Origin of the sequence: Bacillus sp. 41-22 (genome assembly GCF_025809295.1) — a bacterium.
Classification (GTDB): Bacteria; Bacillota; Bacilli; order Bacillales; family Bacillaceae_G; genus Bacillus_A; species Bacillus_A mycoides.
Window position 1 is genome coordinate 1,997,926 of record NZ_CP084035.1, and the last position, 24,904, is coordinate 2,022,829.

Genomic DNA, 24,904 nt, shown 5'->3' on the forward strand with positions numbered 1-24,904 from the left:
AATTCTCCTTTAAAAACTGGCCATATAAAAAATAATCGAACTGTCACTTAAGTTAGGGGCAGTTACTTTTTATAATAATGATATAACATTTAGAAAATTTTATAAATAGTAAGGAGAGAATCATAATGAATATTAGAGAAGTAGTAACAGAAGCTGATTTACATGATGTATTCCCCGTATTACAGCAATTACGAACAAAAATTTCAAGAGAAGAAGCAAGTTCTTTATTTCAAAAAATGAAAAAAGAAAATTATAAACTACTTTCGTTACAGAATGAAGATGATGAAGTTGTTTGTCTTGCTGGTGTAGCAATTTGTACGAACTTTTATAATGAGAAACATGTTTTCGTATATGACCTTGTAACTGCGGAAGCTCACAGATCGAAAGGATATGGTAAAGTTCTTCTGTCATATGTAGAAAAATGGGGGAGAGAAAAAGGGTGCAATTCTATCGTTCTTACATCAGCGTTTCCAAGAGTTGATGCCCATCGTTTTTATGAAAGAGAAGGCTATGATAAGGTAAGTTATTCTTTTTATAAAGAGTTATAATATTAAGTAGGTTCTATGTGAGGTAACATATAGAACCTACTTTTATTTAGAAGTTTAAGATGAAGAGGGTTAATTGCTTATTTTGTCGAATAGTTTCTTTATAATTGAGACGATAATATTGAATGTAAAGAAGGTTAGGGGAGTTCATACTTGGAAAAAATTCAGAAACTATTAATCCCAAAAGGTGTAAGAGTTATCGTAATATCTGATATTCATGGCGAATTAAATCTTTTAAAGGAATTATTACATAAAGTTAATTTTAAAGATGAAGATTATTTAATTATTAATGGTGATCTTTGTGAGAAAGGAAGAAATAGCATTGGCGTCGTAAACTATGTGATGGATCTAGTAGTTAGCAAGCAAAATGTTTATGTAATTGAAGGGAATTGTGAAGCTGTAGTTGAAGCGCTTGTAAATGAAAATCCTGCGCTAATAAATTATTTATGTACGAGAAAGAATACAATTTTTAATGAATGGCTAGCGAAATTGAACGTTACCGTTAATGAAGAAAGTGATATTTGTGAAGTGAAAAACATATTGATGGGCCGTTTTTCAAAAGAAATAAAGTGGCTAACAGAACTGCCAACTGCTATTGAAACTGATGATTATATTTTTGTACATGCTGGCCTTGAAGATAGAGAGAATTGGAGACAAACAGACAGGAAAAATGCAATTGCAATGCCAGAGTTTTTTAATAAATCACATAGAGCAGATAAGTACGTAATTGTTGGACATTGGCCTGTTGTGAACTATTCCGAAGAGGCGCCGTCTAACAATCCAGTTATTGATAAGGAGAAAAAAATTATTGCGATTGATGGTGGTAATGCGATTAAAGAAGCAGGGCAATTAAACGCATTTATTATTCAGAGGACAACTTCAGGTGATACGTTTTCTTATACATATGTAGATCATTTTCCGCAGTATGAAGTATTGGCCGATTTTAATGCGAATTCAGTAATGCAGGGTGGGGTTACATATCCACATTATTACATAGAACCTGTGGAGAGAATGAAAGGTTTTACCGTATGTAAACAACTAGGAACAAATGAATTACTTCATGTGAAAAACGAGTATATAAAGCAACTTGAATCAGGTGAGTATACAGTGAAAACGGATATTTCTTGTGCGCAAATCAGTATTAGAAAAGGGGATACAGTTTCTTTAATTGATGGTAGCTGCATGGGATATGATTTAATTAAAAAAGATGGTGTAGAAGGCTGGATAGAGAAAGGAATTCTACTTGAGGTAGAAAAGAAGGGAAATGCAATATTTAGCTAAAATGGGAGGGATATAACCTCCTATTTTTTATTAACTATGCTACGAGCTCGTACTTCATCCAATTTTTTCCGAAGTTCAGTTTCTAAATTAAACTCGAAAAAATTGGCTAATTTATATAAATAATTCGTATCATATAACAAAAATATATAAAATAGAGTGGAGTTTTGTTTTGATTTTTCTGAAAAAATATTATAATTGTATATGAAATAAAGAGGAATGTAGGAGGAAATTATGCAAAACGTTATATTAAAGGGGAACAAAGTTACAATTCGTACAATAGAAGAATCAGATATCAAAACATTATGGAGCTTCATATATAAAGAAGAAAATCCAGAGTGGAAAAAATGGGATGCACCATACTTTCCAATAACAATGCAAGAATATACGCGATATAAAGAAAACTCACAAAAACGTTTAATAGAAGAGCCGCTATCGAATTTAATTGTCGAAAATGACGGTCAAATTATAGGGACAGTCGGATTTTATTGGGAGCATAAACCGACGCGTTGGTTAGAAATGGGAATCGTAATTTATGACCCAGCATACTGGAATGGTGGATATGGTACAGAAGCATTAACATTATATAGGGACTTACTATTTGAAAATATGGAGATTGGTAGAGTAGGGCTTACAACTTGGTCTGGCAATGAAAGAATGATGAAAGTAGCAGAGAAAATAGGAATGAGCTTAGAAGGAAGAATGCGAAAATGCCGATATTATAACGGGACATACTATGATTCTATTCGAATGGGAATGATTCGTGAAGAATGGGAAGTGCTATGTGTAACGAAGGGGTGAGGAAGCATGTACGCTATCATTGCTACATTTGATTGTGTGTTCACTAATAAAATTAGAGAATTGCAAAATGAATTAACAAATATAATTGGAACAAATCTACTAGCCGGAGTAGAACCACATATTACATTGGCTGATTATAATGAGTTAGATGTTAATTTATATACTGAGAAGTTAGAGGAGTTTGTAGTTTTTCAAGAGAACATTGCTGCTGTAACTTTTCCTTCTGTTGGAACTTTTCCTACTAATAGAACGATCTTTCTAGCACCAACCATTACTGATGAGTTATTAAGACTTCATCATTCTTATCATGATTATTTCAAAGTTTTTCATGATAATCTACAGTCATATTACGTACCAGGAAAATGGGTTCCGCATTGCACGATTGCTAATGGGTTGAATTCAAATCAATTTTTAAGTGTAATGGAATATATATATGAAAAGTTTGATGTTACACTAGCTTCGATTGAGAAGTTAAAATTAATTAAGGTAAATTATGAAGATGGTTTTGCCATTTCTTCTAGTATTTTAGCAGAGTGTAATTTAAAGAGAATGGAGACATCGAGATGACATATGTAATTAGAGAAATGAAGCAAGAAGATATTCATGCTGTACAAAACGTAGCGAAAATAGCTTGGCATGATACTTACGAAGGAATTATTCCGGGAGAGATTCAAGACAACTTTTTAAATGAAGCGTATTCCGATGAAAAAATGAAATATCGCCTTGAAAATACACATTTATTTGTTGCGGAAGAAGAGGGAGAAGTAATTGGCTTTGCAAATTTTTCACCAATTAGACTGCAAAACGAAGCAGAATTAGGTGCGATTTATTTGTTGCCAGATCAGCAAGGGAAAGGGATAGGGACAGCTTTGTTACAAAAAGGGATCACGACGTTAAAAGGGATTCGAAAAATGTACATTCATGTAGAAGCGGAAAATGAAAAAGGAAAACGATTTTATGAAGCAAAAGGTTTTGCGGCTTTAGAGCAATTTGAAGAAGATTTCGAAGGGCATATGCTGCAAACAGTGAGAATGGTTTTATACATATAAGGAGGATCAGAAATGAAAATTTTTGATTTCAGTGAAAAAGTGGGAGAGCATATATCAGCATTTCAATCTAACTTTATAATGTCAAAAATATTAAAACATCAAGGGAATATACATATCGGTTCTATGCATCTACAACCGAATGGAGTTATTGGATATCATGAAGCAGTTGTATCTCAACTGCTTCTAGTTGTACAAGGAGAAGGATTTGTTTGCGGATCAGATAAAGAAAAAGTAAAGATAGGAGCTGGACAAGCTGCGTTTTGGGCGAAGGGAGAGTTACATGAAACGAGTACGGAAAAAGGATTGATGGCAATTGTAATTGAGTCAGACGGTCTTGAAAATGGTATTTCAATGATGATTAGAGGGCAGGAGGGAGAAAGGAATGATTACAAAAGCAGATGAGGAAGAAACGAAACAAATATTACATTATGCAGCTCAATCACTTTTCGAAGGAACGAGAGGGAATTGTCAACTAAGTACGGAAAAAGCGATTGAAATTACAAAACCTTTAGTAGAAAAAGGGGCATATTATATAGTTACAAAGGAAGAAAATAAAGTAGTGGGATGGATACTAATAGGAGAAAATGTGGACTATTTCTCTCGTGAAAAACTCGGTTTTATTTATGAATTGTATGTTTTTTCAGAGTATCGCGGGAGAGGATTATCACGAAAACTAATGAAAGCTGGGATCAAGGAACTACAAGAAAAGTATTCAGAAATTCGCTTGAATGTATTTACAGGGAACTTTGCAAAAGAAATGTACGAAGATTTTGGCTTCGTTGAAAGACAAGTAATCATGACGTTGAAGTGAGAAAACGATTTTAAGTGGGCGAAGAAACAAGAAAAAGAAAATGAGTATGTAATTTGTAAAATTTATATTCTGAATTTTGGGTAAAAAAAGTTTTCTTTTTATTATTAAATAGAGGTAGAAACGCTTAGCAGTCCTTTAAAAAAAACGATAAATTTATATTATATAATATAATGTTATTATGTTAAAAGAGAAATTTTGGAAAAATATCATTTTTTTGTTTAGAAATTTTTAAATTATTGATATAATCAATTTGTAGAATTGATTTTGGGTTAATTTTACTATTTTAAAATTTTAAGGGGGATTTAATAATGGCAGGACAAATTCGTATGTCACCAGAGGAACTTAAATCAAAAGCGACTCGATATGGACAAGGTGCAAATCAAATTGAGGACATTTTACGTCAGTTACAAAACTTACAAAATGAATTAAGAGGAGAATGGGAAGGTCGTGCTTTCGAAGGTTTTGATCAACAGTTCAATCAATTAAAACCAAAAGTACAAAACTTCGCAGAGCTATTACAAGAAATTAATATGCAGCTTAATAAAACTGCAGAGGCTGTTGCTAGACACGACGAAGATCTTTCTCGTAATTTCGGTCTACAATAAAAACGGGCAAAAGAAATATATAATTTAGCCATGCAACTTTTGTTGTATGGCTAAATTGCTTTAAAACTAGAGTAAGATAAGGAGTCCTTAACTTAATAGACTCGCAGCCGCAGGAGTGATAAGTAGTGAAAAAGTTTAAGTGGAGCATCTTGTTGTTTATTATTTTAGCTCTTGTGCTATCAACAGGAGTCTCCTATTTAGCATTAAATCAAAATGTTAAGAAAGCTAATGAGAATAGCACGCCAAAAATGACAGTTGCATTAGTAAATGAAGATCAAGGAACTGTATTTGAAGGGAATAAAATAGCGTTTGGAGATCAATTTGTTAAAAATGTAAATAAAAATACGAAACAAGAATGGTACGTAGTTAGTCGCGGAGTAGCAGAAAATGGTTTGAAAAATAATAATTACAATATGATGATTGTAATACCTAATGATTTTTCTAGGAAAGCTGTTGCGATTGATTCAGAACTACCAGAGAAATTAACGTTAAACTACAAAGTAAATGCAACTGGGAATAAAGATTTGAAAGCTGAGGCTGAAAATACGGCGTCTACAATTTTAGAGGATTTCAATAAGCAAATCATCGACGTTTATTTTGCAAGTATTATCGGTAAGTTGCAAGGTGCACAAGATAATATAGGCAAAATAATTGAAAAAGGAAACGTTCAAACAACTATGTACAAAAAAGATGTACATAGTCCTTTGGCAAATTATACAAATCAATTTAAAACAGTGCAAGATTATACTGGGGTTTCTGTTACTAGTTTCAAAGGATTTCAGGATGTTTTAAAAGGTTTCGGTTTAGCGTTAGATGAAGGGAATAAATCTAACAATACGTATTTAGATGGTTTTAATAACTTTCAAAAAATGCAAACTGATAATAATCTGTTAGCGAATAATTTCACGAATCAATTTAATCAATACATGAGTGATATGAATACAGGCGATGTTTTAAAGCAGTTAAGCGCATTAGAATCTGCTAATAAAGTTATTACAAATCAATTTACGCTTTCAGAGAAAGAACCAAATATTTTAGCTGATGCTTCAGCAATTCAAAAAAATTTAACAGATGTAAAAAAACAAGTGTCAGAATATGATACAGAACTTGCAGAAAAGTTAGAAAGTGATATTCAAGGGACGATAATTAAAAAGTTAAAGCAATCTATGTCGAACGATGGAAAGCAAGAGATCTTTATAAATACATTAATGAAACAACCAGATGTTCGAATAAAGAAACAAATCGAAAGTTTAATTGCAAAATTACCTAGTTTAAACATGGAAGAAATCGTTCAAAGTGAATTGCCAGATGCAACGAAATTACAACTGCAAAATGTAATCCAATTTACAAATAAATATAATAAAGAAAATAATTTTTATTATGACCCTGTAAATAAAATATCTTTAGGAAATGCCATTAAAGAAGTAAAGGATAGACTTTATAAAGAGGGAATTACATTTAGTGATACGGCGAACGTAATTAAAATGGAATCTTCACAAACCTTGAAGATAAATATTCCAGAAGAATTTGAACTATATGGAAATACAGGGGCTTTACATATTGATGATGTGGATCGTACAAGTGACTTTCTTCAAAGCGAAGCAGGAGAAATTACAATACCTCCTCGTAATGAAGGGGATATAAAGATTAATCTGCATGTGAAGTTAAAAAATACAAACATCAATATAGATGTTTTCTCTCCTGTAATGTGGGACTGGAAATTGAGTGGGAATCATAAAAAAGAAACTAGTTCTGAAAAAGAAGAACCTAATAAAGAAGATAAAGGAACACAAACTGAAAACAGCAAGGTGGAAAATGTGGTTCATAAATCACAGTATGGCATAATGCCGTTAGTACACAATGCTAAAAAACCTATTATCAAAAAAATGGAAAATACAACAGGGAATAACGGAGGAAGCCAAGAAGGTGGATCTGGAATAGGTAACGGAGGAAACCAAGAAGGTGGAACTGGGACAGGTAACGGAGGAAACCCAAACCCTGGAACAGGTAATGGAGGAAACCCAAACCCTGGAACAGGTAATGGAGGAAACCCAAACCCTGGAACAGGTAATGGAGGAAACCCAGACCCTGGAACAGGTAATGGAGGAAACCCAGACCCTGGAACAGGTAATGGAGGAAACCCAGACCCTGGAACAGGTAATGGAGGAAACCCAAACCCCGGAACAGGTAATGAAGGAAATCCAGATCCTGGAACAGGTAATGAAGGAAATCCAGATCCTGGAACAGGTAATGAAGGAAATCCAGATCCTGGAACAGGTAATGAAGGAAATCCAGACCCCGGAACAGGTAATGGAGGAAATCCAGATCCTGGAACAGGTAATGGAGGAAACCCAGACCCTGGAACAGGTAACGGAGGAAACCAAAATCAAGGTGGTAACTCAACGACTATTGAAAGTACGACGAATCAAGTTGTACATCAAAAATCAGAAGAATTAACAAAAAATATATCTAGTGTATTAATAAAAGAAGCAGTAGATACAGTTGAAAGTTATCAAGGTTTAATTAGTCTGTACGAAATGTATTATGGGATTGATTTAAGAACGAAAGATGTAGGTCCTAAGCTAGAAGAGGGAAGTTTAGATGCAATTGCAACTGAACAATCTTTGTACTACGTATTAAATAAACAAAGCTTAATTGATTTAATTTCAAATCTTGTTTCATCAAGTATTACGACAGAAGTAAAGCAAGATATGACAGGTTTAAAACAAAAAATAGACTCTTATCAACAATTCATTACTAGTGCGGATCAAAATTCAATGCTACTAGCGGAGAAATTAAATGTAACGACGCAGCAAGCAACTAGTATGAATGAAAATTTAGGAGAGTATTTAAAAGGTTTAGCGAAATGGCGTGAGAGTAGCTTAAAGCTAGTTGAAGAACAGCAAGTGCTAACAACAAATAATACTGGTGAGCAAACAGCTGTTTTATCGTTAGATTCTGGTATTAAATCATTAATGATGCAAAGTCAGTCATTGGTCGAGAGTTCGAAGCATAGTTTAACAACATCAGACGATGTATATAAAACATTTGATCAAATTAATGGACAAGCAAAAGAAATTCAAGAAAGCGGAACGACAATTGTTTCAAAGGCTGATTCATTATTAAATGACTTTACAAAGAAAATGGACGATGATAAATCATTCTCCAAAAACTTTACTAAAATTTTGGCTAATAGCCGAATTGGTGATCGCCAAAATGAAATGTTATATCAATTTTTATCTAGTCCAGTTCAGAAACAAAATGATGGAGTCATTGTAGCTGGTAATGCTTTTACACCATATTTAATTGTATTAACTTGTTTTATTGTTGCGTTATTTACAGCATACGCAATTGCGAATCAAGAAAAGAAACGAACGCAATCAGATCATTTTGAAGAGAAGTTCTCATTAATTGATATGAATGTACCAACTACAGTAGTGGCATTCGGTATATCAATTGTGGAAGGAATTAGTATAGGTATCATTTCTGGACGTCTTTTACAGTTCGGTCAAGATCAAAGTTTATTATGGATTGCGTTTATCACAATCATTATGATGGCGTTTGTATTGGTCTCAACATACTTATTACGACAAATAAAAATGGTAGGGATGTTTATTCTATTAGTATTTTTAAGTATGTACCTATTTTTAACTGAAGCAGTTGGAAGTAAAGTAGATCAAATGTCGTCTGTTGGAAAGGTACGTCAGTTCTCACCACTTCAGTATATAGAAAGTTTTCTAAATGATTTTATTAGCGGTAAAGATACTGGAAAAGTTATTTTCATCGTGTTGTTTGTAATTGCCATTATCGGATTAGTTAGTAATCTATTTGTATGGCATAAGAAATGGGAGGAAAAAGAAGTAAATGATCAAACAATGGAGCATAGTGGCTAAGTTATCATTTCTCTCTATCCTTTTACTGTTTGTCGCGCTACCGATAAGGAGCGCGGCTGACAGTTATCTTGGTGATGATGGGAAGATTAAGTTTAAAGTAGACCGTGTTGAAGAAAGCGACCAAGAAAAAAATAAAAAGGAACATAAGGAAACGGAATTAGATAAAGCATCGATTGAGTTATTTAATAAAGAAATAGAAGAAGAAATTCAGAAAAAGAAAAAGAAAGAACAAAAAGATATGGAAGCTTTACGAGATTCTCTTTTTATAAAACAAAAAGAAATAAATGGTGTTAAAGATACGAAAAATAGTTTGTTTAGCAGTGAATACGTTGTCAGAAAAAGTGCAGATGAAGTAGCGAATAATGAAACAATGAATGAAAAGCCAATTAGTACAACAATAATATTATTATTTGGCGGTGGCATTGTACTTATTTGCATCGGTATTTATACAGTTCTTCGCAAAAGTTGGAGGTAAAGTAATGGCAATACAAACACATATTAATGTAACGGTAGATTTTAGTAAATGGAATGAAAATACATATGATTTACGTATTCCGAATCATCAATCTATTAAATATTTGTTGAAAAATTTATTAGATACGCTAAAGATTGATAATCATGAAGGTTCACATTTTGTAATTAAAGTAAAGAATAAGTCAATTGTTTTAACAGATAATGATCGTTTAATCGATCACCAAATAACAGATGGAGATATTTTACAAGTTTTATAAAGAATATGTTTACTTTTAGTTATTTGAAAATAAGTTATTACGGGTTATAAAGAAAAGGAGAAGAGGATAAAAATGACGGAAAAAACAATTCAAATTGATGCAATGAACTATCAATTTCAAATAGAAAAGGAAAATTGGAAATTGGAGATGACAAAATCTCAAACACGTATAAAAGACTTCCGTCAATTTGATGTAATTACGGGCGCATCATCTGAATTTGTACCATTAACGATAGAGGAAACGGATGATATGTTTACCTTTATATTTCAAGTGGATAAAAAATTATATAAGTGGGATGATCTTAGCCGTTTTGGAAGAAATGAGAAATTAAGACTGCTTCGAAATGTTGCGCAGTTTCGTAAATATTTAAATAAACGAATCACGTTCTTTTTACATCCGGACAATATAGTTTTTAATGCTAATTTAATGCCAAGTATTATACATAGAGGAATTCGAGATATTGTTCCACCAACCCCGTTGTTAGAAGAGCAATTTTTAACACAATATAAGTGTCTAATTATCGCTTTATTCTCCCAAAAGCACAATTTTGATGATTTGTATGCTGGGTTACTAAAAGATGCAAAAGAAACAACATTTGAACAGACGGTTGCTCAAATGGAAAGCTTAGATGCATTACTGCAATTTCTTGATGACAGCTTTGAGAAGGAACAAACAAAAACAGAAAAAAATATGCAGTTAGTACCTAAAAAAAGCTATAAATCGTTTAAATACTTAGCTTTTTCCTTCATAGCGGCGACTGTGATTTTAGCTGCTCCTTTAATATATTTCACTTTTATAAAATTTCCTTATCAAAATAAATTATTAGAAGCAAATGCGAGTTTCATAGCAACTGATTATGACAAAGTAATTACTCAATTAAATGAAGAGGAATTTGAATCATTACCGGTTGCGTCTAAATATGAGTTAGCATTTGCATACATTACAGCTGAAAAACTAGGTGAAAATCAAAAGAAAGCAATTATGAAAAATATTAGTTTGAAAAGTGATGAAAAGTATTTACTTTATTGGATGTATAACGGAAAAGGTGATTTTGATAAATCATTAGATTTAGCTAAGACACTTGATGATCCGCAGCTTATTATGTACGGCCTTGTTAAACAAATTGAATCGCTGAAAAATAATCCGGACTTGTCAGGAGAAGAGCGTGATCAAAAGTTAAAAACATATGAGCAACAATTAGATGAGTATAAAAAGAAATATGGTAATTCATCAAGCGATAAAGACTTGTCGGCCACAGAGAAAAAAGAGTAAGCAAGGACTTGATGAGACAGTTGAAAAGGAGCAGTGAACACGGATGGAGCAACTATTAGTATTGACTTATGGAGACAAAATATATAAGTGTACATTACATCCAAATGAGCAATCAATAGTGTCGATTGGAAAAGAGTGGACAAATGATATTACGAATCCAAGTTTAGAACAAGAAGTAGAATTAAAGTGGAATAATGAAGTGAACGCTTGGATGGTACAAAATCAATTAATAGAGTTCAATAAGGAATTTGAGATTGGAAAAACTAAAGATGTGAGCTTGAAAATCTTTATATCTATTATTGGTACAACTAAAGTGTTTGATATCGGAACGAAACATTCTCTTACAATTAGTCAAAACAGTTATGATGATATTTCTATTATCGGGACAAATGTGGATTTAATGCTATCTCGTGAAACGTTGTACGATTCTTTTAGAGTAAACGTATATGAAGGGGATGTATTTCATAATTATACGAAGCTAAAAGATAGCGCTATGTTAGAAGCAGGAGATCAATTATATTTTGATGGTGTTTTAGTAGAGATAGGCAGTGAAGATATTCAAGTATTGTCTTCAGAAGAGAACGTTAAATCTACGTTACCTATTTTAGTAGAATCCGAAACGAATTATCAAAGTGGTTATCCAGACTATCATCGTTCACCACGTATTATTTACCGTGAACCAGAAGAGAAAATGACAATTGCAAAACCTTCAAGTATGCCGTCAAAACCGACTGAGCATTTGGCGAGAATTATTGCACCATCTCTTGTCATGATTGTCGTAACGGTATTACTCGCTATCTTTATGAAATATGGAATGTTTATTATTGCATCGATAGCGATGACATTAGTAACGATTATTGTTTCTGTCACATCTTATATAAAAAATTTAAAGCAATATAAAATTGACATTGTTGAACGTGATAAAAGTTATAGAGCGTATATAAAACAAAAAACGAAAGATTTACATGCAGAAAGTGAAAAGCAGCGTCATGCATTACAATTTCATAATCCAAATGTTGAAGTAATACGTAATATGGCTGTGCAAGTAAATCCACGTATATATGAAAAAACAATGCTACATCATGATTTCTTAACATTTAGCGTTGGGACAGGACAAGCTAATACGAGTTTTGAAATCCAATTTAATGAAGAAGAATTTAGTCAAACGAAAGATGAATTAATTGATATAGCACGTGAACTAAGACAGCGTTATCTTTCTTTGGAAGATGTACCTGTTGTAACAGATTTGATAAATGGACCGGTTGGCTATATTGGACAACGCTCTTTAGTGTTAGAACAATTACAATTATTAGTTGTGCAAACCGCGTTATTCCATAGTTATTATGACTTGCAGTTTATTACTATTTTTCCTGAAGAAGAAAAAGAAAAATGGGATTGGATGCGCTGGCTACCTCATGGAAGTGTTCGAGATATAAATGTACGTGGATTTGTATACCATGATCGTAGTCGTGATCAAGTGTTAAATAGTTTGTATCAAATATTGAAAGAACGAAAATTAAAACTAGATGAAAAAAGTTCAACTAATGAAAAAATGTACTTTGCACCGCACTATGTCGTTCTCATTACAGATGAAAAACTAATACTAGACCATGTTGTTATGGAATTCTTTAATGATGATCCGAGTCAATTAGGTGTATCACTTGTATTTGTACAAGATGTTATGCAAAGTTTACCGGAGCACGTGAAAACGGTAATTGATATAAGAGATGCAAAACAAGGGAACATCATCTTAGAGCAAGGAGAGCTTGTTAACCGTCAATTTAAATTGAATCATGTACCGAAAGGGTTCAATTTAGAAGATGTCTCACGTGCATTGGCACCGTTAAACCATTTGCAAAACTTAAAAAATAGTATTCCAGAAAGCGTAACATTCCTAGAAATGTACGGTGTTGAAAAAATAAAAGAGTTAAACATTACAAGTCGCTGGCAGAAAAATGCAGCGCATAAATCTTTAGCTGTACCACTTGGATTACGTGGTAAAGAAGATATCGTAAACTTAAACTTACACGAAAAAGCACACGGACCACACGGGCTAATAGCAGGTACAACAGGTTCAGGTAAGTCGGAAATTATACAATCGTATATTTTATCTCTAGCAGTCAATTTCCATCCTTACGAAGTAGCCTTTCTACTAATTGACTATAAAGGCGGCGGTATGGCGAATTTATTCAAAAACTTACCGCATTTATTAGGAACAATTACGAACTTAGATGGAGCACAAAGTATGAGAGCGCTCGCATCAATTAAAGCCGAATTACAAAAAAGGCAACGATTATTTGGGGGAAATGAGGTAAATCATATAAACCAGTATCAAAAATTGTATAAAGAAGGCTTAGTAAGTGAACCGATGCCACATCTATTTTTAATTAGTGATGAATTCGCGGAACTGAAGTCAGAACAACCAGAATTTATGAAAGAGTTAGTTTCAACAGCGCGTATCGGTCGTTCACTCGGAATCCATTTAATATTAGCTACGCAAAAACCGAGTGGTGTTGTAGATGATCAAATTTGGAGTAACTCGAAATTCAAACTAGCATTAAAAGTTCAAAATACGTCAGATAGTAATGAAATTTTAAAAACACCAGATGCTGCTGAAATTACATTACCAGGACGTGCGTACTTACAAGTTGGGAACAATGAAATTTATGAACTATTCCAATCAGCTTGGAGCGGAGCAGACTATGTAGAAAATAAAGAGGATAAAGAACATTTAGACGCAACAATCTATGCAATAAATGATCTAGGACAATATGAAATATTAAGTGAAGACTTAAGTGGACTTGGTAGTAGTAAAGAAGTAATAAGCGTACCATCTGAATTGGATGCTGTTATTGACTACATTCACGATTACGCAGAAATAAATGAAATTGAAGCGTTAGCTAGACCGTGGTTACCACCACTTCCAGAAAGCGTATATTTACAAGACTTACACGCTATTCAGTTCAAAGAAGCATGGACGAAAGAAAAGAAACCATTAAAAGCAACAGTTGGTCTACTAGATCAGCCTGAATTACAATCACAAACACCATTAACACTAGATATTAGTAAAGACGGACACGTAGCGGTCTTCTCAAGTCCAGGCTACGGAAAATCAACATTCTTACAATCAGTCATTATGGATGTAGCTCGTCAGCATAGTCCGGAGCATTTGCATGTGTATTTATTAGACTTCGGAACAAATGGTTTAATGCCATTAAAATCTTTACCGCATGTGGCAGACATCATTACACTAGACCAAGTTGAAAAATGTGAGAAGTTTCTTCGTCGTATAGAAGACCTATTAAAAGATAGAAAGCAATTGCTAAGTAAATATGGCGTTGCAAGTCTTGAAATGTATGAGAGAGCTAGTAAAGAAGTATTACCAACAGTATTAATTACGTTAGATAACTATGATGCTGTTAGAGAGGCTGGATTTGTCGAAGACTTTGAACGCATTGTTGCACAAATTGTACGTGAAGGGGCAGCGGTAGGAATTCATTTAATGCTTACGGCTACACGTCAAAATGCATTGAGAGTACAAGTAAATACAAATATTAAACTACAAATTGCTCTATATATGATAGATGAGGCAGAATCTAGAGCTATTGTAGGAAGAACAGACTTAAAAATTGAAGAATTAGCAGGACGTGGTTTAGTTAAAATTGAAGAACCAACAATTTTCCAAACAGCTTTACCAACTGATGGAGAAGATGTACTTACTCGAATTGAAAACATACAAGCTGAAGGAAAAGAGATGGATTCCTTCTGGGATGGAGAAAGACCGAAAGCAATTCCTATGGTACCTGAAGTTCTGGAATACAAGGAATTTATTGCATGGCCAGAAACAAGAAAAATTATTGAAGCAGGCAAACTAACATTTGGTGTAGAGACAGAAAGCGTTACGCCTCTCGAATTAGATTTAACAGAAGCGTCTAATATTGTTGTAGGGGGAATCAAGAAAGATGAAGTTGAAAATGTAGTTCATCAATTCCTTCAACAATTAGCTGGTAGTGGACACTTTGACCTAGGTTTAATTGATACAAGAACACGTAATTTCTCAAACTATAGAGAGAGTGCTGCTTTATATGTAGCTGAAAAAACAGGAATTGAGAAAACGATTAAACAAGTTACAAATGCTTATAAATCGAGAGAAGCGGCGTTTAAAGAAGAGCAGGAAGCATCAAGTGAAACAGTGAACCCAGCTGAATTTATTAAGAAATTTAAGCCGATTGTAATCGTAATTGCAGATGTAAATGATATTTTAAGTAATTTAGAAGATAGCGATATATATAGTTTAGCGGAATTAATCACAAATGGTGCATTTATGGGCATCCACTTCGTAATTGGCTGTGATGTTGATTCAATTGACAGTCGATACGACTTAGTTTCAAAAACAATAAAAACGCAATCTCATGTTATTTTACTTAGAAAATCATCAGGCCAAATGGTCTTTGATGTATCTAATAAAGATTTAAGTAGTACAAAATTAAATCCATTTGAAGGGTATTTTGTTGAAAATCGTTTTGCTACTAGAATTAAAGTGCCAACTATTTAAGGGGGGATTTGCATGGGGATAGAGGAATTAAATAGTCAAAAATCTGGTTTATTAAGTAGTATAAGTCATCAACAAGGGCAATTGGCTGAATTACAAATGAAACTACGAAGGCTAATAACTGCTAAAGGGAAATTTGTAAATAATCTTGAAGCAATTAAACAAAATCAAGAGCAGTTTAAGTCTTTAGAAATAAACGAGAGTAGTTGGAAAGGGCAAAGAGCAACTACTTTTAAAGAAACGTATGAACAACAAGTTATTTCTAATTTGGGGAGGTTTATTGGAGAACTAGGGAGAGTGCAAGAAGACATCGATCAAGCCATACGACGGCTTGAAAGAGAAATCGCTGCATGTGAGTCTAGTATTCTTTCTCTAAGTAGAAGTGTTTCAATGGTTGACGCTAGTATTCAAGTAGAAGTACAGAAGGCGGGGAAATGATAAATGGGGGAAATTAAATTAAATAAAGGGGTATTTGATGCGAAAGTAAGTGATTTGAAAAGTGGTGCTAGTGATTTAGGTAAGACTAAATTTAATGGTATGCAGTTACATCGTACGAATTTAAGTAAACTGAAAAAATATTGTGAAGCGATTGAAAAGTTATCGAAAAAAGTGCAGCAATATGAACAAATACTACAAAAGGATATTAGTAGAATTCAGCAAACAGGACAAGAAATGGTTCAGCAAGATGAAAAGCTTGGAAAAGATTTGAAAGACAGTTCAGCTCACCGTGCTATGTAAAGGGATAGGAGGGAGAAAATATGAGCAAAATCATAGAGTTACAAGAAGTAAAAGAACTGCAAGACCGCTTTAATTCAAGTGCTGAAGAGTTAAATCAACATTTGGAAACATTGCAGCAAAAAATAGAGGACTTTACACAAATTAACTCTTTTCAAGGGAAAGCTGCTGATACTATTAAGAATCATTTATCTACAGTTCATGGAGCTGTTATCACTGGATTTACAGTTACAACGGAAATGTTAAAAAGTCAATTTCAAAAAGCAATAGAGGAATTTAACAGTGAGGTTGACAGTGATGCAGATGCGAAAATTCATGGAAGTTATTTGGATGATGTAAAGAAAAAAGTTAATGGATATAGTGAGGGATTCAGCCACTCTAATGAAGAGGCAAAAAAAACAGTAGGTACGATTAGTGACATCGTCGCAATTCAATATCCATCATCATCAAGCATCACTGAAGGCGCTGTAAAAAGCCAAAAAGAAATCAGTGATACATTAGAAAAATTAGAGACTTATAATAGTAAGCAAAGTGACCTGCAAGAATTTGATGAATTAATGCGTAAGATAGATGAGGGAATGCAACAAATAAAAGTGAATAATGGGAATTTGTCTAGCGCTTCAATTGGGAAGCTATTAGCTGACACATCAATTGGAAATATCATTAAGGGATTGGCAGATGCCATGACTAAGTTTGATATTGGGAATAAGGGAGCTAAGGCTACTTTAAATGCCTACATACGCATGCATTATGTTACAAAGAAATTGGGTTTTGATGCCCTTTTTGATCCTAAAGGCCGAAAAGGTAAAGGGGCATATACATTATCGACTTCTAAGAAAGAAGATATGGTTTTAGCAGAAAGAATACTTAAAATGGATAATAAAGATGACGTTTTATTCAAATATTTACAGGATAAATTAGAATTTAAATTCGAGGGTTTGAAAACAACAAAGGAACAAATAAAAAAGGCACGCAGAAATATTTATAAATTACCAGAGTTTCAAAATTACGCAGATTTTCGGATGGATCGGGAGAACAAAGGAGTGCCTACCGCGATTGGGAAAAAAGGACTGAGTTCATTTAAAGCTGCTTGGGCAGACGGCTTAAAGGATATTAATCCTATGAAATGGAAAGAAGCGTTTAAAGGCCTAGGTAAAGCAGGAGGAATATTGAAAGGAGCAGGTATTTTTGGAGCGGTTGTGTCAGTTGGAGGTAATGTTGTTGATGCTAAAGAAGGTGGTTGGCAGTTAAAAGATGTAGTTGATGTAGCAACAGATTCAGCTGTAGATATTGGAGCAAATGCTGGAGCGATGGCAGCTGGTGCTGTAGCGGGGTCGTTTTTCCTTCCACCGCTGGGTACTGTGGTAGGAGCTGGTACGGCGGTAGTTGGTACATGGCTATTAAATAAAAAATGGAATGGGGAAGATAATGCGATAGATTATGTTAAAAAAGGAGTGAAAAATGTAACTGAAAAGATAAATGAAAAATTAAAAATAGGAGAAAAACTAAAATCTGTATTTTGGTAATTAGACTACACGAAAGGTGCTTATAGATGATGTGGAATATAAAAGAAGAAGATTTAGATAAGTTTAGGATGACATGTAAAGATCGTTTAAGTCCTGAGGGTGCAACGGTGTTTATGTTTGGAGGAATACTGTATAGTTCAATAGCTATTTTTTCTATTGTTTTATCAGCTGGTTGGGATTACTGCATAGCTCTTTTCAATGATATTGAAATTGTTAAGCTAGAAGTGTTGTTATATGCTCTGCAAATAATCTTTTTTATTCTATATTTATTTCCAAAAGCTCAATTTAAATTTCAAAAGTTACAAACATTTGTCGTATTATTATATGCATTTCAATTAGGGACTATAGGGTTCACTGTTTTTATTGTTTTTGAAATAGCTAATTCTTCAATTGACCAGATTGCATTAATATATGCAGGGTTATTATTTATAGGAGCAGTTATTGTCCATATTATGGCAACAATCGATACATTTAAACAAGCGAGTAAAGGTGCATTTAGTACGGATGAGAGATCCACTTCATTTTTTAGTAATACAAAAGGAACTATGATGAAGGTGGCCACAATATACGTACTAATTCTACTTATTTTGAGTTATTTTCGTAATGATTTTGCCTTAGACGATTTTATAATGGGGGGTGTAGTAGGGAATATTTTAATGTATGCAGTGGCTATTGGTGCAGCGGAATTTCAATTATTAGCTTATTGTAGATTTAAATTTCCGTCATTTAACATATCATGGGAGCAACATAAAAGAGAGACTCCAAGATATCAAAAGAAAAATAAAAAAGGGAAATCGAAACGTAAGGCGTAAAGGAAATGAGTCTAGTAGGTTTAAATGTTCGTCACTTACCATAATGTGGAAGGTATGTGAAGGAGAGCGTAAGTGACATTTGAAGAAACATAAAAAATATAGCCAAGAGAAAGAATAGTAAAAGGGGTAAGTATTATGAAAATTCAATATAAAGCGTTATCACTGTTAAATTTAATTAGTATTACTCAAATTGTAAAAAAAGAAGATTGGTTATTACCTGCTATCGCACTGAGAAATCAAGTTGTTCATAATGGAATATATGCTGTAGGTCCTGTTCTTTTTAAATATCAGCCATTGGACAATGAACCAGAGTACGGCGAATATACGTATTCTGTTCCAGTAAATGAACGTGTTAAATTAGGGGAGAATTCTGCATATGAATACGTTGATGGATTAATTATTGAAGAGGCATTAAGTGTTCGATTTACTGATGAAGATGGTGATATTGAGGATGCTTATAATTTAATACATGAGTTTGCAGAACAGCATCATATCAAGTTAGATAATGGTTTTTATCACGTATGTTTAGACGTATACGGTGACATGTGGCTAGATATTTATGCTCCTATTATAGAAGTAGGTGAAACAATAAAATGATAATTGAAGGACAAAGTATTGCATATACAAATGTTGTTTCGAAAGAGTACTATTTTCATTACGAAGATATGGAAGAAGCAATTGAACATTTTATGTCAGAAATTGCAACAGCGAATTTAACAATAAAAGGTCCGATGTTTTATGCTTTGAAAAATATACCATCTGATGAAAATATGTACGTTGAATTATTTATGCCGGTAAATGAAGATAAAATTCCAGCATCAGAAACACTTCAATTTAGGAGCTATTATTATGTTGATGAGATGCTCATGAAACGATATACGGGAGATTATGAAAAATTAACAGAGCAAGTATATGGTGAAATGCTTCAGTATATGGAGGATAATAATCTGAATTTAGCCTCGCCAATTTATCATGTGTTTAGCGGTGATGAGTCTTTACAGTATGTTGAAGTGAAGATTGCTGTATTTAATGAAGAATAATATTTTAAGCTTGTGATCTATAGGGAAAAGAAAGTTTCATAGAAATAATAATATGTGGATGGTTTTATTCTATAAAATCCGAGTGTTATTTTTGCTTTGAAAAGTGAGGGGGATGTATGGGTTTATTTTCTAGAGAAAGAAAAGTGTACTTTCAGCAAGATTGTAAAGAGAGAAATGCCGAGATAGTTAAACAAAAAATATTGAGTAAAGCTTCAGCATCTGAATGTATAATAACTGGTGAAATGCTTGATGAAATAATATCTGCTGAAAGTACTGTTGAAATGATTAATGATACTTTACGTTCTGGATCTGTGAAAGAAGGAATGGAAGATTCCCGATACCCTAAACTTTTGAGAGAAATTTCAAAAGTTTTATCCGTAAGTAATGTAAGTTTATTTCGCATGATTTTTTACTTTGACGTATATGAGATTCTTGTCGAAGTATCAAACACGACGAAAGCAATTATTCAATTTGAATCAGTAGATGAAGAGGTAAGAGATTCAACGTTTTCCGATATTAAAGTGATTGGTTTTATATATAGGAAAAAATCCACTGATCAGGAAATTGAAAAAATATCAGAGTGGATGTTAGAGTTTAAAGCATTGAGCGATAAGATAAAGGAACATAATGAAGCGTTGCAAAAGAGATAGTTTTGTATAGTATATGGGGATGTGACATAAATAAAACCTTCTCTTCTCGTTAGAATGAGGAGGTTTTTTATTCTAAAATCTATATGTAATTGATTGAATAGTTCGACATGAGATTTTTCAGTTGGATCAATCTGTATGGGTAGTAGTTACGTTCTGCGGTTCGCTTTGTTCTTATTTTGAAAGGGAAAATTTATTCGAAAGTCAATTTGTAAAGAGGGGAAGGTGTTATTTTGAATAAGGATCGGAATGTTTCGGAAACAGAGAAAAGTTTTTTTGAAAAGACAATAGTATCTATCTATAAAGCGTTAGAATTTATAATGAAATATACAATGATTCTAATAATAATAATGTCAATATTTGTGATAATTGCTGCTGTTTATTTTAAAATATATGAGGGGATAGGGGCGGGTGTATTCCTCTTAATCTCGTCATTATTTGCATATTTGGTATTTTTTAAGAAAAGTAAAAATGCCTAAATTAATAGCGAAAATAAAATGCCAAAGATTAACAACTATAATACGTTATTTGAAGAGGGAAAGTTTTGAATATGGCATGAATGTATAACAGCAAGAAAACCTTCTCTTTTCGTTAAAATGAGAAGGTTTTTATATTTAATCTACATGATTTAAATGAATGTGGAAAATAAAAGAAGAAGATTTAGATCAATTTAGGGTGACATGTAAACGTCGATTAAGCCCTGAGGGTGCTTTAGGTTTTATGATAGGAACAATAGTGTACGTTTCAGTTATGATGTTTTTTCTTATTGGTACTTTAGTAACGTTTGGTTGGGGCTACTATACTACTTTATTCGAAAAAACAATTGTTAAAATTGAACTTGTGCTATATAGCTTGCAAATAATTTTTTTAATTCTATATTCATTTCCAAAAGCTCGATTTAAATTTCAAAAGTTTCAAACGATTGTCGTGTTATTATATGCATTTCAATTAGGTACGATATTATTCACGGCGTTAATTCTTCCTGGAATGTCTGATTATACAATCGACGGAATTACATTAGTATATGTAGGCTTCTTATTTATAGGAGCAGTGATTGTTCATATTGTGACAACGATTGATACGTTTAAACAGGCAAGTGAAGGTGCATTTAGTATGAATGAAAGGATCCGCTTCCTTTTTTAGTAAAACAAAAGAAACTATGATGAAAGGGGCTTTAATATACGTATTAATTCTACTTATTTTGATTTATTTTCATAATGATTATGCGATTGATACTTTGATTGGATATGTAATAGGTACTGTTTTACTGTATACAGTAGCCGTTGGTTCAGCAGAATTCGTCCTATTGATGTATTGTCGCTTTAAATTTCCATCATTTAATATTACGTGGGAGGAACATGAAAGAGAACGTCAGAAAAGAGTAAAGCTTTATGAAGAGAGGGAAAAAAGCAAGCCAAAGCAATTAAATAAGTTTTGGATTTTGAAAATTCGAATAGAATATATAAGCAATTAAGGATTGTATATAAATCGATGCTAATAAAAATTAAAGTATCTTCAATATAATCTGTATGAGTAAATAAATACCGGTAAGTAAAGGTGAACTGTATTACTATCAAAATGGGAATGTAATGAACCTAAAAATGCCTAGAGAAATCAACGGGGTGTCAGTATGAACTTAAAGAAGAAAGCTAAGATGATGATAGTTCTGTCAGTAGTAGCAAGTATATTAAGTGGATGTAGTTTTGGGGAGACAAAGATAGAGTATGAGAGATTTGTTAAGGCATTAGAAGATGAGGACATGAGTACGGTAATGTCTGCGAGTGATGATGGGTATGCTTATGTGACCCAAAGAGGTATTTATAGTACGTTTGAGCAAAAAGAAGATGGAGAGCACAGTAAAACAATTCGTCAAACTACGGAAGGTGTATATAATACAAAAGATAAAAGTTTATATGGAGAGGCGATACAAACAGTTGCGACTGATATAGAAAAAGACAAGGGAAAAAGGACAAATGAAAATTATAAAAAAGAAACTATTTATAGTACTCATGTTAAGTATGAAAATGGACAGGTGAAAAGTCCGGATTCAAATCTAGATGTTTCATACGTGAACTTAATTGTAGACCGTTTAAATGGGATAGGGAAACTAAAGATGAAGCCCGAGGATGATATAAAAAAGTTTGATCAGCCTAATTCAGTGGGATATCGACTAACTGAATCTGAATTTAAAAATATTATTAATAATAAATTAAAGATACAATACGATGAATTTGATGGAGCAACAATCGTATTGCACCTGGATGCCCCAAAAAATCCAAAACAAATTTTGCAAATGAGGATAGATATAGACTTTAAAGAAAAGAATGAGGATGGAAAATTAGTAGAAAATATGTTCCAAATAATAACGTATTTTAATAGAAAACAGGATAATAACCAAGATGCGAGACAGGAATATTTAAAATATAAGGCGCAGTACAACAAAAGAGATGGTTAAGAGTGGCGATGAAAATAAAAAGGTGTGAAATTAGTGACTAAGAAAATTGCATCTTTATTTTGGTAATATACTATAGTTCGGGGAAAGGTGGAGTTAACAAATGTGGAACATAAAAGAAGAAGATTTAGATGAATTTAAAATAACATGTAGACATCGTTTAAGCCCTGAAGGAGCTATGTTGTTTATGTTTGGTGGAATGCTTTATAGTTCGTTATTGATGCTTTTTATTTTTGGAGCATTAATTAGATTTGGCTGGGATTACTATCCGACTCTTTTTGACACAGTAATAGTCAGAATGGAATTGTTGTTACATAGCCTACAAGTAATCTTTTTTATTATATATCTGATCCCTAAGGTACGTTTTAAATTTCAAAAGCTCCAGACATTGGTGATATTATTATATGCGTTTCAGTTAGGTACTATAGGTCTTACGGCATTTGTTCTTCCAGGGATGAGTAATTATTCTATTAATTTTACTACGCTTATTTATGTAGGTTTACTAGTATTAGGAGCAATACTTGTTCATGGTGTAACAACAGTTGATACTTTTAAACAAGCAAGTAAAGGTGCATTTAGTATGGGAGAAAGATTTACTTCATTTTTTAATAAGGTAAAGAAAAATGTAATGTTTGGTGTGGCAATTTATGTACTAATTCTTCTTGTTTTAATTTATATACAAAATAATTACTCATTGAGCATAATGTTTGGTTACTTTATATTTACGTTCATCATGTACGCGGTAGCCATAGGTGCAGCAGAGTTCCAATTATTAGCCTATTGTAGATTTAAATTTCCATCATTTTATATTTCGTGGGAGGAACATGAAAGGGAACGCCAGGAATTCTTAAAGCGTTATAAAGAGAGAGAGGAAAAGAAAGCGAAAGAAATAAAATAAGTTTTGATTTCTGAAAATTCGAACAGATTATATAAACAATTAAGGATTGTATATATATCGATGGTATTAAAAATTAAAGTATCTTTAATATAATTCATATAAGTGAAAAAATACCAGTAAGTAAAGGTGAAATGTATTACTTTCCAAAAAAGAACATAATGAACTTAAAAATGCCTAGAGAAATCAACGGGGTGTCAGTATGAAGTTAAAGAAGAAAGCTAAGATGATGATAGTTCTGTCAATAGTATCAAGTTTATTAAGTGGATGTGGTTTTGGGGAGACGAAGATAGAGTATGAGAGATTAGTAAAGGCATTGGATGAAGGTGATATGAAGACGGTTATGTCTGCGAGTGATGATGGATATGCGTATGTGAAAGAACGGGTTATTGACTTTACCACAGAAAAAAATGGTGATGACAGAATTCATAATACGCTATATCAAACTTCTGAAGGTATATTTAATTTGAAAGAAAATTTATTATATGGAGAAACCAATCAAAAAATAACAAGTGATATTACGAACATAAAAGATAGACATAAGGATAATAAATATAAAGAAGAAGAAAAATATAGCACTAGGTTCATGTATAAAGATAGAAAGGCTTACGGTTCTGATTCGAGCTTGGATGTTTCACATGTAAAACTAATTTTTAATAGATTGCAAGGTGTTGGGAATTTACAACTGAAAGTAGAGGGAGATAAAAGGAAAGTTAATGAACCAAATACAGTTGGTTTTATGTTAACGGAATCACAATTTCAAGAAATAATTAACGATAAATTGAATTTACAATATGATAGTTTTGAAAAAGCATCAATTGCATTTAATTTTAACGATTCTAAAGATACGAAACAGCATCCAATGCAAATAATACAATTAACAATTTTAATTGTATATGAAAAGAAAAATAGTGAGGGGAAATTATTAACACATACTCAGCAAATATCTGTGAATTTTAGTGATAAAAAGGATAATGATCAGGAAGCTAAAAAAGATTATGTGAATTATGAAAAACAATATAAAAATGATAAGTGATTAAGTGAGTGTGTGAATTGAAGGGATAAAGTCATGGTGGAACCTTATTCATTATTAAAGAGTAATTCGTTGCTAAGTATAAAATATAGTGGAATAAGTATATTGAAAAATAGTTGCAATGAATATAGAAGTGAAAAAATGATTCTTCTTCAACTAAGTAAGATAAAGCTTATCTGATTGAATAGAGAGAGAGTAGTGTGATGATGAAATGAACAAAAAAAGGG

Annotated in this window: 24 protein-coding genes and 1 pseudogene; all 25 read left to right on the forward strand. The window is 32.7% G+C overall.

What is annotated here, in order from left to right:
- Positions 1-125 precede the first annotated feature (125 nt).
- The 25 genes and pseudogenes from LCF45_RS10265 (at position 126) to LCF45_RS10385 (ending at position 24,680) form a co-directional block, all read left to right on the forward strand.
- On the forward strand, positions 126-548 hold the full coding sequence (locus LCF45_RS10265; protein ID WP_215566654.1) for a GNAT family N-acetyltransferase: 423 nt from the start codon (positions 126-128) through the stop codon (positions 546-548).
- Between the two features lie 150 nt (positions 549-698).
- Positions 699-1,826, forward strand: a complete 1,128-nt coding sequence (locus tag LCF45_RS10270) for a metallophosphoesterase (RefSeq protein ID WP_033730237.1) — start codon at positions 699-701, stop codon at positions 1,824-1,826.
- Positions 1,827-2,057: 231 nt separating this feature from the next.
- A complete protein-coding gene (locus LCF45_RS10275; protein ID WP_002012489.1) occupies positions 2,058-2,624 on the forward strand; it encodes a GNAT family N-acetyltransferase in 567 nt (188 codons plus the stop codon).
- A 6-nt stretch (positions 2,625-2,630) separates the two neighbouring features.
- Positions 2,631-3,191, forward strand: a complete 561-nt coding sequence (locus LCF45_RS10280; RefSeq protein WP_033730235.1) for a 2'-5' RNA ligase family protein — start codon at positions 2,631-2,633, stop codon at positions 3,189-3,191.
- The gene (locus LCF45_RS10285) at positions 3,188-3,673 is read left to right on the forward strand and encodes a GNAT family N-acetyltransferase (RefSeq protein ID WP_002127033.1); all 486 of its coding nucleotides are present in this window, start codon (positions 3,188-3,190) and stop codon (positions 3,671-3,673) included. The genes LCF45_RS10280 and LCF45_RS10285 overlap by 4 nt, the downstream gene beginning before the upstream one ends.
- 12 nt (positions 3,674-3,685) lie before the next feature.
- Positions 3,686-4,075 (forward strand): cupin domain-containing protein, encoded by a 390-nt coding sequence (locus LCF45_RS10290; RefSeq protein ID WP_002012492.1) that lies wholly within the window; start codon positions 3,686-3,688, stop codon positions 4,073-4,075.
- Positions 4,056-4,484, forward strand: a complete 429-nt coding sequence (locus tag LCF45_RS10295) for a GNAT family N-acetyltransferase (RefSeq protein WP_002127034.1) — start codon at positions 4,056-4,058, stop codon at positions 4,482-4,484. The genes LCF45_RS10290 and LCF45_RS10295 overlap by 20 nt, the downstream gene beginning before the upstream one ends.
- Before the next feature lie 308 nt (positions 4,485-4,792).
- Positions 4,793-5,089 carry a WXG100 family type VII secretion target gene (locus tag LCF45_RS10300; RefSeq protein ID WP_000918598.1) on the forward strand — a complete coding sequence of 99 codons (297 nt, stop codon included), beginning with the start codon at positions 4,793-4,795 and terminating at the stop codon, positions 5,087-5,089.
- Positions 5,090-5,214: 125 nt separating this feature from the next.
- Entirely contained in the window at positions 5,215-8,982 is a 3,768-nt protein-coding gene (esaA, locus tag LCF45_RS10305; RefSeq protein WP_263894784.1) for a type VII secretion protein EsaA, read from the forward strand.
- Entirely contained in the window at positions 8,954-9,457 is a 504-nt protein-coding gene (gene essA, locus LCF45_RS10310) for a type VII secretion protein EssA (protein ID WP_033730233.1), read from the forward strand. Before esaA ends, essA begins: the two co-directional genes overlap by 29 nt.
- A gap of 4 nt (positions 9,458-9,461) precedes the next feature.
- A complete protein-coding gene (locus LCF45_RS10315; protein ID WP_016120098.1) occupies positions 9,462-9,713 on the forward strand; it encodes an EsaB/YukD family protein in 252 nt (83 codons plus the stop codon).
- A gap of 72 nt (positions 9,714-9,785) precedes the next feature.
- On the forward strand, positions 9,786-10,985 hold the full coding sequence (gene essB / locus LCF45_RS10320) for a type VII secretion protein EssB (RefSeq protein ID WP_002127042.1): 1,200 nt from the start codon (positions 9,786-9,788) through the stop codon (positions 10,983-10,985).
- A 43-nt stretch (positions 10,986-11,028) separates the two neighbouring features.
- On the forward strand, positions 11,029-15,540 hold the full coding sequence (gene essC, locus LCF45_RS10325; RefSeq protein ID WP_215566658.1) for a type VII secretion protein EssC: 4,512 nt from the start codon (positions 11,029-11,031) through the stop codon (positions 15,538-15,540).
- A 12-nt stretch (positions 15,541-15,552) separates the two neighbouring features.
- Positions 15,553-15,975, forward strand: a complete 423-nt coding sequence (locus LCF45_RS10330; RefSeq protein ID WP_002127046.1) for a YwqH-like family protein — start codon at positions 15,553-15,555, stop codon at positions 15,973-15,975.
- Positions 15,976-15,978: 3 nt separating this feature from the next.
- A complete protein-coding gene (locus LCF45_RS10335) occupies positions 15,979-16,275 on the forward strand; it encodes a TIGR04197 family type VII secretion effector (protein ID WP_000503886.1) in 297 nt (98 codons plus the stop codon).
- Between the two features lie 20 nt (positions 16,276-16,295).
- Positions 16,296-17,798 (forward strand): T7SS effector LXG polymorphic toxin, encoded by a 1,503-nt coding sequence (locus LCF45_RS10340; RefSeq protein WP_197218874.1) that lies wholly within the window; start codon positions 16,296-16,298, stop codon positions 17,796-17,798.
- Positions 17,799-17,827: 29 nt separating this feature from the next.
- Positions 17,828-18,610 carry a hypothetical protein gene (locus LCF45_RS10345; RefSeq protein WP_033732157.1) on the forward strand — a complete coding sequence of 261 codons (783 nt, stop codon included), beginning with the start codon at positions 17,828-17,830 and terminating at the stop codon, positions 18,608-18,610.
- Positions 18,611-18,745: 135 nt separating this feature from the next.
- Complete coding sequence (locus tag LCF45_RS10350; RefSeq protein ID WP_002186034.1) at positions 18,746-19,207, forward strand: DUF5085 family protein; 462 nt, start codon at positions 18,746-18,748, stop codon at positions 19,205-19,207.
- Positions 19,204-19,650, forward strand: coding sequence for a DUF5085 family protein (locus LCF45_RS10355; protein WP_002186033.1), 447 nt, complete (start codon positions 19,204-19,206; stop codon positions 19,648-19,650). Before LCF45_RS10350 ends, LCF45_RS10355 begins: the two co-directional genes overlap by 4 nt.
- 116 nt (positions 19,651-19,766) lie before the next feature.
- Positions 19,767-20,300, forward strand: a complete 534-nt coding sequence (locus LCF45_RS10360) for a hypothetical protein (protein ID WP_002186031.1) — start codon at positions 19,767-19,769, stop codon at positions 20,298-20,300.
- A 230-nt stretch (positions 20,301-20,530) separates the two neighbouring features.
- Positions 20,531-20,776, forward strand: a complete 246-nt coding sequence (locus LCF45_RS10365) for a hypothetical protein (protein WP_071151205.1) — start codon at positions 20,531-20,533, stop codon at positions 20,774-20,776.
- Positions 20,777-20,933: 157 nt separating this feature from the next.
- Positions 20,934-21,771: pseudogene (locus tag LCF45_RS10370) on the forward strand (hypothetical protein).
- A gap of 156 nt (positions 21,772-21,927) precedes the next feature.
- Entirely contained in the window at positions 21,928-22,752 is an 825-nt protein-coding gene (locus LCF45_RS10375) for a DUF3952 domain-containing protein (protein WP_263894785.1), read from the forward strand.
- Positions 22,753-22,852: 100 nt separating this feature from the next.
- On the forward strand, positions 22,853-23,647 hold the full coding sequence (locus tag LCF45_RS10380; RefSeq protein ID WP_263894786.1) for a hypothetical protein: 795 nt from the start codon (positions 22,853-22,855) through the stop codon (positions 23,645-23,647).
- 199 nt (positions 23,648-23,846) lie between these two features.
- Entirely contained in the window at positions 23,847-24,680 is an 834-nt protein-coding gene (locus LCF45_RS10385; protein ID WP_263894787.1) for a DUF3952 domain-containing protein, read from the forward strand.
- Positions 24,681-24,904: the final 224 nt, after the last annotated feature.